This window comes from Microbulbifer agarilyticus, from assembly GCF_020171345.1.
Lineage (GTDB): Bacteria > Pseudomonadota > Gammaproteobacteria > Pseudomonadales > Cellvibrionaceae > Microbulbifer > Microbulbifer agarilyticus_D.
Window position 1 is genome coordinate 1 of the sequence record NZ_JAIUZM010000006.1, and the last position, 9,846, is coordinate 9,846.

The 9,846-nt window shown below is 45.1% G+C and carries 12 protein-coding genes; all 12 read left to right on the plus strand.

Annotated elements, in window-relative coordinates; genetic code table 11:
- Positions 1 to 241 precede the first annotated feature (241 nt).
- Positions 242 to 679 carry a hypothetical protein gene (locus tag LCM31_RS16120; protein ID WP_224871771.1) on the plus strand — a complete coding sequence of 146 codons (438 nt, stop codon included), beginning with the start codon at positions 242 to 244 and terminating at the stop codon, positions 677 to 679.
- 946 nt (positions 680 to 1,625) lie between these two features.
- A complete protein-coding gene (locus LCM31_RS16125; protein WP_224871773.1) occupies positions 1,626 to 2,012 on the plus strand; it encodes a hypothetical protein in 387 nt (128 codons plus the stop codon).
- A gap of 183 nt (positions 2,013 to 2,195) precedes the next feature.
- Complete coding sequence (locus LCM31_RS16130; protein WP_224871775.1) at positions 2,196 to 2,798, plus strand: hypothetical protein; 603 nt, start codon at positions 2,196 to 2,198, stop codon at positions 2,796 to 2,798.
- A gap of 119 nt (positions 2,799 to 2,917) precedes the next feature.
- The gene (locus tag LCM31_RS16135) at positions 2,918 to 3,409 is read left to right on the plus strand and encodes a demethoxyubiquinone hydroxylase family protein (RefSeq protein WP_318247456.1); all 492 of its coding nucleotides are present in this window, start codon (positions 2,918 to 2,920) and stop codon (positions 3,407 to 3,409) included.
- A gap of 977 nt (positions 3,410 to 4,386) precedes the next feature.
- Positions 4,387 to 4,800: a hypothetical protein gene (locus LCM31_RS16140; protein ID WP_224871777.1), complete on the plus strand. Its 414-nt coding sequence runs from the start codon at positions 4,387 to 4,389 to the stop codon at positions 4,798 to 4,800.
- Between the two features lie 134 nt (positions 4,801 to 4,934).
- Positions 4,935 to 5,375 carry a hypothetical protein gene (locus LCM31_RS16145; RefSeq protein WP_224871779.1) on the plus strand — a complete coding sequence of 147 codons (441 nt, stop codon included), beginning with the start codon at positions 4,935 to 4,937 and terminating at the stop codon, positions 5,373 to 5,375.
- Positions 5,376 to 5,477: 102 nt separating this feature from the next.
- Positions 5,478 to 5,951 carry a DUF3592 domain-containing protein gene (locus tag LCM31_RS16150; RefSeq protein ID WP_224871781.1) on the plus strand — a complete coding sequence of 158 codons (474 nt, stop codon included), beginning with the start codon at positions 5,478 to 5,480 and terminating at the stop codon, positions 5,949 to 5,951.
- A gap of 126 nt (positions 5,952 to 6,077) precedes the next feature.
- A complete protein-coding gene (locus tag LCM31_RS16420) occupies positions 6,078 to 6,623 on the plus strand; it encodes a suppressor of fused domain protein (protein WP_224871783.1) in 546 nt (181 codons plus the stop codon).
- 80 nt (positions 6,624 to 6,703) lie between these two features.
- Positions 6,704 to 7,219 carry a hypothetical protein gene (locus LCM31_RS16160; protein WP_224871784.1) on the plus strand — a complete coding sequence of 172 codons (516 nt, stop codon included), beginning with the start codon at positions 6,704 to 6,706 and terminating at the stop codon, positions 7,217 to 7,219.
- A gap of 130 nt (positions 7,220 to 7,349) precedes the next feature.
- Entirely contained in the window at positions 7,350 to 7,937 is a 588-nt protein-coding gene (locus LCM31_RS16165) for a hypothetical protein (protein WP_224871786.1), read from the plus strand.
- Positions 7,938 to 8,088: 151 nt separating this feature from the next.
- Positions 8,089 to 8,727 (plus strand): LysE family translocator, encoded by a 639-nt coding sequence (locus LCM31_RS16170; protein ID WP_224871788.1) that lies wholly within the window; start codon positions 8,089 to 8,091, stop codon positions 8,725 to 8,727.
- Between the two features lie 618 nt (positions 8,728 to 9,345).
- Positions 9,346 to 9,720 (plus strand): hypothetical protein, encoded by a 375-nt coding sequence (locus LCM31_RS16175; protein ID WP_224871790.1) that lies wholly within the window; start codon positions 9,346 to 9,348, stop codon positions 9,718 to 9,720.
- Positions 9,721 to 9,846 lie beyond the last annotated feature (126 nt).

The following is a 9,846-nucleotide window of genomic DNA, read 5'->3' on the forward strand; positions in this document are numbered from 1 at the left end:
TAATCTCGTGGAGTGCCGGTAAGAGAAAAATGAGTTGGGGGAAGTGCGGTATTCTTCCCCCGTAAATTTAGGCAGTGGCCAGCCAAACTTTGGCTGGCAAAGTGCTAGTAGTGGGTTCCAAGTGCGTCAGCCATAACCAGGCTAGGCAGGATCGCCCAAGGCCCCTGCGGGGCCCCGGGCTGGACAGCCTACGCTGCGCTTCGGCTGCCCCTGCTAGCGGCGTTATGAGTGAGGAGAATAAATGAGACTTTTCCTGTCTTTATTACTATTTTTTACGTCTTACGTTGGAGCGCAAGAGGATTCCGTTCACGAATCAGTGCAGAAATCCATAGGTAAGATCTTGTTGTATCAAGACATCAATACCCGTTATCTCGTGGGTAATCCTGGTAATGGACATTACTACCTGCCATACATAATTCAAGAAGAGTACGAGACTTCAATTAGCAGCCTATCTGTTGAGGATAGGGTTCGCTTCATCTGGGGGGTAATATCATTTGCAAAATTCGGATCTCATGGTACAGCCGAGTTTGCGGGCCTCATCAAAAAATGTTGTGCCTCAGAGTTTAGAGATTCTGCAGAAAGTTACCTAAAAAAAGCAGAGGAGAATGGAAATAAGTCTCCTGCATATATTGATGAGAGTATGGTTTTTAAAGCAAAGTTTTTCCTTCGGAGCATATAGAAATCGGCAGTTTCTATGCGACACTCATAACAATCGGTTGTTGTCGCCCCTACGGGGCTGGGACGGCCTTTCCGCGGCTTCGCCGCTCCAAGTTCGCCCCAAAACCGAGCGTTATGTTGCTCTAGCCGGAGAGTAGTGCATGTTTGGAATGATCTTTTATAAATTAAAGGAGATTCGTGATCACAAGTACTTCTTTAGGAAATGCAAGCGTTGTGGTCTTTACTCTGATGTAGCTGATTATCCATGTGGTCACTGTGGAAAAATGGATGAGAAAGAGCTATTCGAATTTTTAAAATTGCGAGAACGAGAAGTCGAAGGAAACAATAGTCTCGGGTTGGTTTTCGGCGTTATCGCTGTTGTAATATTTTTGCTAATAATGAGCACGTTTTTCTAATTGTGGTACATTCAACATAACAATCGCAGGCAGAAATGCTCCGGCCCTTCGGGCCTCCGCGGGACGCCCAACGCTATGCACATTTTGTGCGGTCGCGGCGCTCCCAGTTTCGCACAAAATGTGCATAGCATTGGTCGCCCCTGCTGCGGGCGTTATGTTGCCGGTCGATAATTTTTATTATCCGTAGCGACTGGCATTTTAGTTCCATAAAATAGCCACCAACATTGAGCCAATACGGCTGGTTGCTATTCACTCAAGTGCGTTCCTAGAGTGTTCGTTCTGGTTACGTGAAGGAGGGCACTCCTAAGTAATCTTGGGGAGTGCCAGTAAGAGAAAAATGCGTTGGGGGAAGAGCGGTGTTCTTTCCCCGTAAATTTAAGCAATGGCCAGCCAAACCGTGGCTGGCAAAGTGCTAGTAGTAGGGTCTGAGTGCGTCAGCCATAACCATGCTAGGCAGGATCGCCCGATGCCCCTTCGGGGCCCCTGGCTGGACAGCCTACGCTGCGCTCGGCTGCCCCTGCTAGCGGCGTTAATTTCAATAAGATCAAAATCATGCTTAAGAAAGGTCTACTAACGATTTTTGTAATTGTAGGGATGTATGGTAGTTACTTGATCGGCGAGTATCACGGAATAAAAAAGGGTGTAGAAATTACCACCGTTTTTTCTATTTCAGGACGCTCGGCGGAACAAGCAAACATGCTTTCACTCATGCTTTCTTTGTCGAGACGTGGCGAGAAAGAGAAAATGTATGAATGGGGTGAGAAATTTCTAGTCTCAAGTGTGGAGACTCATATGATGATTCAGAGTGAGCTGCAAGATGAAACGAAATCCCTAAAAGACTCTGATTCGCTAAAGACGTTACAGGCAATGGTTGACGAAACTATTTATGAAAGTACTCAATCATACATAGACAAGTATCTAATTGACGACGACCGCTGAGAAGTTCAACCTCCGGATGGCAAAAATTAACAAGGCCGGGCAAGATGCTCTGGGCCTGCGGCCCTCCGCGGGACAGCTTACCTTGTGCACCTTTTGCGCAGGTCGCTGTGCTCCCATTTTTGCACAAAAGGTGCACAAGGTAAGCTGCCCCTGCCGGCGGCGTTATGATTCAAGAGAGAGCCTGTGGCACAGCTAGACTTCTACGCAAATAGTTCGGACATCATTGAAGTAATTGATTATATGTTCGATCTTTCCCCTATGAAGTTATTCGAGGCTTACTCTCGCAAAGACCATGAAATTAGAGAGTTTAAGTCCAGTAAAGATATTCTTGAATCCTCTCACATAGAAGATAACCATGGAGGAGTTTTCGTTCGAGGTTGGTGGGAGTCAGTTACATCTAAACCTCATATAAAAAAATTCGGCTTAAATCCATCTGTCGGTGAATTCCGCGAATCAGTGGAAGGTGTAGGTACCTTTCAGCTTCTTCAGGGGCGGCCTCATGATCTGGCCGATAATGCCCTGAAACTAAGTAGCTTTACCCATTGGACCGAGAAAGGCGCCTTTCAGAGAGCAAACTATTCTGATGAGGAAGTTTGTGAAGTTAATTGGAAAGAATTTAAAAGCCTTTCTGGTAAGCTCCATCGTCATATTAGAAATAGCTTATTCCAGGCTAAGTTATTTAAGCGCCCAATCCTAAAAGGAGCACACCTAGATTTAGAAAATGGTGGAACACTTTTTGGTCAACCCGGCGTTTACACAATAGGCTCTAAAGAAATTGAATCATAACAAACGCCTCAAACATCGCGCATTTCATGCGCTGGACTCGCAACAAGTTGCTCGCCGTATAGGCGGGCGTTACATGCCCAAGGAACCCAAAGATCGAACATAAAAAAGAAATCGAAAGAATTATTCGCGTAGATCACGCAGGTGAGCTAGGTGCGATTAATATTTATAAGGCTCAGTTATTGGTATCTACCTATCTATATAAAGATGTAGTGCCGGAACTAAAGGAAATGCTATCTCACGAAAAAGAGCATTTCGAAACTTTCGATAATTTGTTAAAAATACGTTCAATCCGTTCTTGTTATGCATTGTGGTTTTGGGCTGTTGGCGGTTTCGTCTTAGGGTTATTTACAGCTCTAATGGGGCGTAACGCTATATGGGTATGTACTAATGCTATCGAAACAACTGTATTGCACCACTTATCATGGCAGTTAAGTTTCCTTGGCAATCATGATGCAGAGGCACATGATGCAGTCTGTAGCATAAAGGCGGATGAGGAAGCACATCAAAATATGGGTGCTTCTCGTGGTAAAAATGCCTTTATTTATAAACCAATTTTTATTGTTGTTTCGGGGGCAACCAAGATAGCAATTTGGTTATCAACCAAGCTCTAGCATGTAACAAAGCTATCCACCGGACTCCATTTCCGTCGCTTCGTTTTTGTGCTTAAATAGCACAAAAACAAATCAACTACAATTCGCCGGTGATAGCGGCGTTATGTGTCGAGAGTAGATGTTGAGTAGGGTCAGTAGGAAACAGATGTGTTTTCTCGGAGTTTTGGGCACTCCATACTTTATCGTTGTTGCCTTGCTGGTGCTGCAGTTGGGATACATTAGTAATTGGTTCTACTTACTGATGCTCCCAGCCTTGTATGCTTATGACAGATTGTCTCAACCGGCATATATCGAAAAGGTAGAGTGTGGAGATTTTGGTAAGCTGAAATTTGCAATGTGGGCACTTGGTTGGCAGTTTTTGTTTTGCGCCGTAGTAATTTCACTATTGTGGTTTCTAAACACATAACAAGGCCGGGCAATATGCTCTGGGCCTGCGGCCCTCCGCGGGACAGCTTACCTTGTGCACCTTTTGCGCAGGTCGCTTTGCTCCCATTTTCGCGCAAAATGCGCACAAGGTAAGCTGCCCCTGCCGGCGGCGTTAGAGCAACGAATGGACACTGAAGAAATTACCTACATAGTCTTATATTTGTTGCTGTTGGTCGCATACTTCACAGCTGCTTTTTTTACTTCAAGGTGGCTATGGAGGAGGTTGGAGCAGATCAGCTACATGGTCAAAATACCACTGAGAGCAGGTGTACTTACATTTTTCTTCGCTCCAACGGTATTTGCATGTGGAGCGGCAGCCTTTGTACCGTTTCCAGTACTATTGGTGACTGAGCTCGTCAGTGAGCCCACCGCATGCTCTGGTCAAATTGGGTTCGCACTACCAACGCTAGCTATTTTTTGGGCCTTGTGCGTGCTTGTATATCTTTCAAAATTGGCCATCGGCAGGCTTCGGGCATGAGTGCCAGGTCCGCTCTAACAATCACAGGCAGTGAAGCTCCGGCCCTTCGGGCCTCCGCGGGACGGCTTACCTTATGCACGTTTTGCGCGGTCGCTTCGCTCCCATTTTCGCGCAAAACGAGAATAAGGTAAGCCGCCCCTGCTGTGGGCGTTTAAGCATAGAAACGATGAACCTAATAAAGCGCTGGTGGAACAAAAGGAGAAAGCTTCGCAAGATTCGCACCGTGTTTGTCTTTAAATTGAAAGGTGAATATGGAAAGAGCAGAAACTTGAAATTCAATCAAGTAAAAAGTGCTCTTGCAGCCGCGGGGCTAGAAGGCGAGCATGAGGAGTATGCGTACGCCCTCGCATTATCTCCCGCGCAGTACAAGTATTATCAAAAATTAAGTTCTATCGAATTTTCGCAAGAGGCACTAAGAATTGATCTAGGGGTAAGTAGTGCTCTTTTAGGTATGGGCTCCCAAGGCGCTGGCCCATGGTCCGAGTGAAAAGCTTAACAATCACGGGCAGTGAAGCTCCGGCCCTTTGGGCCTCCGCGGGACGGCTTACCTTATGCACGTTTTGCGCGGTCGCTTCGCTCCCATTTTCGCGCAAAACGCGCATAAGGGAATCCGCCCCTGCCGTGGGCGTTATGACTCTTAGTAGTATGAAATATTTATTAATTGCTCTAGCGATGTTACCGCTTTATGGGAAGGCATGTGGTAATGATGAAATTCCGCATCAGATAAAATTTTCTAAAGGTGCATTGTACAATGCACCTCAGTGCCATCCTGTGAAAGTAGTTGTACCTACGAAGTACAGAGGTGGAAAGTTAGAATATGCAACCTTTCTGCTGGGGTCTGGAGTTGCGGATAGCACCTCTCTTGAAGTAAATGTAAATATTCTTGATTCATCTGACTCAGTCAATGAGTCGGAATTATATTTATGTTTAAACTATGAAGTGGCTCCACGGTCCACGCTTCATTTGCGCTATCTTCCCGTGCAAAATGAAGACGGAGTGGTATCTCTATGCGCGCAGGAATACTACATCAGAGACTTTATGTCTCATCTCACAGAGTCATAACAAGTTGCTGAAGTATACTCCGGGCGCGAATATCGCGCCCTCCGCGGGACAGCCTACGCTTCGCTCCGGCTGCCCCTTAGCAAAGCGTTAAGTGCACAAGCAATGAAGAAGATTCAAGGAATATTTCTCGTAGCAGGCATCGTAATTCTTGGAATTGCGGCAAGCGCTTACATAGAAACGTTGCAGTATTCTAGCTGGCAGAAAACACAAGCAATCCTTCAATCTGTTTCATTACAAAACGCAAGTAGCCCCACTGTTGCAGGCGCCTCCGATTGGGGTGGCAATATTGGCAAGGCATCCTACATCTACCAAGTGGATGGAAAGGAATACAAAGGTAGCCGCATAATGCCGCTGCAGAATGTGTACTTACCAAGAGAGAAAGTAGTAAATTTAAGAGAGGGTGTTATCACAGTCGCATATAATCCGTCTGAACCCTCTCAGTCATTTATATTTGCTATTACGCCGGTAACTCAGTTAATTATGCTGCTTTTGGCTGGGATTACATCGGTCGTGACTGCTCTTGTTTTGCCAAAGCTAGTCAGTCTATTTCCAGGTGCGACGCGTGAAAGCACTTAACAAAGCAATGCAGCCGACGTCCAAGTTTGTGCACTTTTTACGCGGTCGCTATGCTCCCATTATGGCGCAAAAAGCGCACAAACTTGGCCGCCGCTGATTGCGGCGTTAAACACCTAAGGAAGTATCGTGCCAAGTGAATCAAACAAAAAATGGGCCAATTTAGTTTCCTCCTTGACCGGCGGTTCTAGAGCTGTGGCAAATTACTATGATGAGCTAGAGACTACTTCTATTCATGTACTAACAACCTTAAATGAGGGTGGTAAAGTTTGCGCCACAATTGGGCTAATGGATGTACAGCATGAGCCACCAACCGAAATCCTAATGGATTCCGTCAGCGAGGATATAAAGCTAGAGAATATAATTTCAACAGCTGCTTTCTATATCATGAAAGATGGCTGGAAAATTAGCCCTGGCGTAATATTCGAAACCCTAGTATCTGAATATCACCCTGAAATAGAACTAAAGCATTTACTATTTGTGCCTCAATACCAATGGGGTGAAGCCTTGTCTAAAGTACATTTAGAACAGGGATATATTTATCCATTATTAGCTGTGGGCATTACAAACGAAGAGCTCGATTTTATTTCCAAAAACGGAGTATCAGAGCTAGAAAGTGTTTGGGAGCAAAATAATGTCAACGTTCTTAACTGGCATCGGGGTTCGAGTGTTTAACAAGGCGCTGTTGTCGGACTGGTTTTCCGCTGCGCTCCAAACCAGCCGCAAAGCACGGCGTTAGCTTTCACGGGTAGAAAATGGACACATTCGAGTATGCCCAAATCGCAACTGCGGTTTCTTCTGCGCTGATTGCTCTTGTAGCTCTTGGGCTAGCGATCTATGAGGGTCGTAGCAACAGACAGCATAATCGGCTTTCTTTAAAACCTTCTCTAGTCATGGAGACTTCTACTACAAATAGCCCGCCAACCATTAGCGCAACTATCGTGAATGCTGGTCTGGGTCCAGCAGTTATCCAGAATATTCAGTTTTTCCATCACGGAACCGAATTGGTGGGCGATCTTGAATATGAGCTAAGGGAAGCCATATCCAAAATATTGGAAAAATTTATGGTAGAAAGTACTTCGGTATCCATTATGAATCCCGGCTATGTATCTAGAGCGTCGAGTGAAAATAATATTGTAATGATCAAGGTGCTTCCGCAGGAGCCGACGTGTATCGATAACCTGAAAGAGCTTCTTAATGTAATTGATGTGCGCATAGAGTATCAGTCATTTTACGGCGAGCCTGATGAGTATGATTCCAGAGAAAGCTAACAAGCAGCGGCAGGGCGACAGCCAACGCTACGCACATTTTGTGTTACTCGCTGGTGCTCAAACATTAACACAAAATGCGCTCCGCGCTGGCTGCGCCTGCGCTGGGCGTTAGCCTCCTTAGAGAGAAGTCATGCGTTTAATCCTAGCTCTAATCTACATCGCAACCGGGGGCTGGCTGTATATCACTCTAGTCGGCGATAGCCTGCCGCCTATTGTTGGTGTGATTTTTGCTCTAGCACTGATGTTGTCATCTGTGATTGTTTGTAATGAAGGATTTCTTCGCCGTCTAAAAGGTCAATCCGAAGATGATCACATAAATCAGCTAATCGGAGAGAGGGCGGCAGTCGTAGAATCTTTTAAAGTACATGATGCAATCACATTTGAAGATTTGAGTACTGGTTGTTTATGCCATTTACTGAACATCGGTGATAATAGAGTTGCTTGTCTTTACGGCCAATACCTTTATGAGTACTCAGAAATTACGGATGATCCAGAGTTAAATCAAAATAGAATGTTTCCTACAACAGACTTTACGTGGGTAAGGCATCTAAAAAATAACACAATAATCCGCTTGGAAATCGGAAAATCGGTTTGTGAAGAAGTTAAATTGGAAAACCCTAGTATAGATAATCTTTTTAAATTGGGGCTACAACTTAAAGATGGAGAAGTTGTTGAAGGGGTGGAATTCGGTAGACTCCGGGCGGCCTGTGGCAATTAGGCTAACAAACGCAAGCAGAGGGACGCCCTACGCTATGCACATTTTGTGCGGGTCGCTGCGCTCCCAGTTTCGCACAAAATGTGCATAGCATTGGTCGCCCCTGTTGCGGGCGTTAGCCGTCAATGAAAATTCGGACCTTAAGGAAAAATATATGGATATAGATAGCGTCATGGCCTTTATGCTGATAGCTGCTTTGCTGGTTATCTCGCCAGGTCCGAACGGGTTTCTGATAGCTAAAACTGTGCCATTATCGGGAAAAAAATCTGGCTTCGCGAATGTCTGGGGGTTTGTTGCCGCTTTTTACGTCCATGGAACATTCGCCATTTTTGGTGTTTCAGCGCTTCTCACACAATCAGCACAGGCGTTCTTTATTTTCAAAATTCTAGGTGCACTCTACCTAATCTGGATTGGCATAAAGGCTCTTATTGGCGCCTTCAAAAGTGGTAATTCCAGTCTGCCAGATTCACCTAAGAATAATGTTAAGCCTGTTTCGGTTGGTGCCGCCTTGTTAGAAGGGTTTTTGACAAACGTTCTAAATCCTAAAGTTTCAATGTTCTATTTGGCCGCCTTTCCACAGTTCGTGTCAGTAAATGAAAGTGCAATACACGCATATGCATTAGTTACAGCACACTCGGTGGTAAACTTTGTTTGGTTTTCAATCATGGTTGTTGCTCTATCTCGTGTTAAAAGTGCTTCTAATAACGCGAAGTTTAGGCGGTGGATCAATTCCATTACTGGTCTTGTACTTATTGGCTTCGGGTCCAAGTTGGCACTTATCAAGAACGGCTAACAAGCAGCGGCAGAGCGACAGCCAACACTACGCGCCTTTTGTGTTACTCGCTGTCGCTCAAACATTAACACAAAAGGCGCTCCGCGTTGGCTGCGCCTGCGCTGGGCGTTAAGCACCTTTGAGGCTTTTATGAGGCTACAAGAACCCAGTGAAGACAGAGCTGTATTAAGATGCCTGTTAATGGGCTTCTTCGTCGCTCAAATAATATATAAATGTGAAGGGGGAGAGCTTTGGGCTGGGATAGGGCTTGCACTCGTTTTTTACATTGTCCTAGAACTGACCTATGAATGGATCGGAAAGGATTCTTGGATCGCAACTATCCTAATAATGTCTATATGGTTTGTTCCAATCTATGATTGGTATAGTTCCTATTATGAAAATGTCGTATCGGCCTTTCTTCCAGCAATTGCTGTTGTTTTCTGCGTAGGGAGACTTTTCGGGTGGCGGCACTTTTATAAGGACCTTAAGGGCGGCAAGCCAGATGCTTAACAAATGGCTGCAGCCGACTCCATAAGCTTTGCTTCGCTTTTGTGATGCTCGCTGCGCTCACATTTTCACACAAAAGCTCAGCGCCGCTATGTCGCGCTGAGCCAGGCGTTATGCATCAAGAGGAAAGAAATGAGAATAAACTACATATTTCATGTAATGCTGATCTTCCCATTAAGCTGTATTGGATCAGATGAAATTTCTCATCTTCAGGCTCTGGATACAAAGGCGTCTGAGTATAGAAAAATGTCTATCGAGTGCATTACTGATGCAAAGCTTTCTAAAAAACCGTTCGCCGAAATTGATACATGCAAATTATTGTACAAATTTACTACAGATGAATTTCCGGGCCTAAAAGATAGTATTGTACAAGCTGAAGAAAGTGCGAAGTTGGAGGGAGAAGCTAAAGGGCTTGGCAGCCCAGATCTCAGAGAAAAACTGGTTCTAATTATGTCCGCAAAATCTCATATGAGTATTGCGGGCTCTATTTTGAACAAGGCACGCTGAAAAATGCATAACAAGTGACTATGGTGTCCCGTCAAGCGATTAAGCCATTTTTTCATCCCAGTACGTGTTGTTTTTAACCATGGTATTGAGGATCGTGAGTTGCTTTCGCATGCAGGCAACGATGGC

Coding starts and splice junctions, on each gene's coding strand:
- LCM31_RS16165 (WP_224871786.1), top strand. CDS start 7,350: ATGCGTTTAATCCTAGCTCTAATCTACATCGCAACCGGGGGCTGGCTG.
- LCM31_RS16125 (WP_224871773.1), top strand. CDS start 1,626: ATGCTTAAGAAAGGTCTACTAACGATTTTTGTAATTGTAGGGATGTAT.
- LCM31_RS16150 (WP_224871781.1), top strand. CDS start 5,478: ATGAAGAAGATTCAAGGAATATTTCTCGTAGCAGGCATCGTAATTCTT.
- LCM31_RS16170 (WP_224871788.1), top strand. CDS start 8,089: ATGGATATAGATAGCGTCATGGCCTTTATGCTGATAGCTGCTTTGCTG.
- LCM31_RS16140 (WP_224871777.1), top strand. CDS start 4,387: ATGCACGTTTTGCGCGGTCGCTTCGCTCCCATTTTCGCGCAAAACGAG.
- LCM31_RS16175 (WP_224871790.1), top strand. CDS start 9,346: ATGAGAATAAACTACATATTTCATGTAATGCTGATCTTCCCATTAAGC.
- LCM31_RS16160 (WP_224871784.1), top strand. CDS start 6,704: ATGGACACATTCGAGTATGCCCAAATCGCAACTGCGGTTTCTTCTGCG.
- LCM31_RS16120 (WP_224871771.1), top strand. CDS start 242: ATGAGACTTTTCCTGTCTTTATTACTATTTTTTACGTCTTACGTTGGA.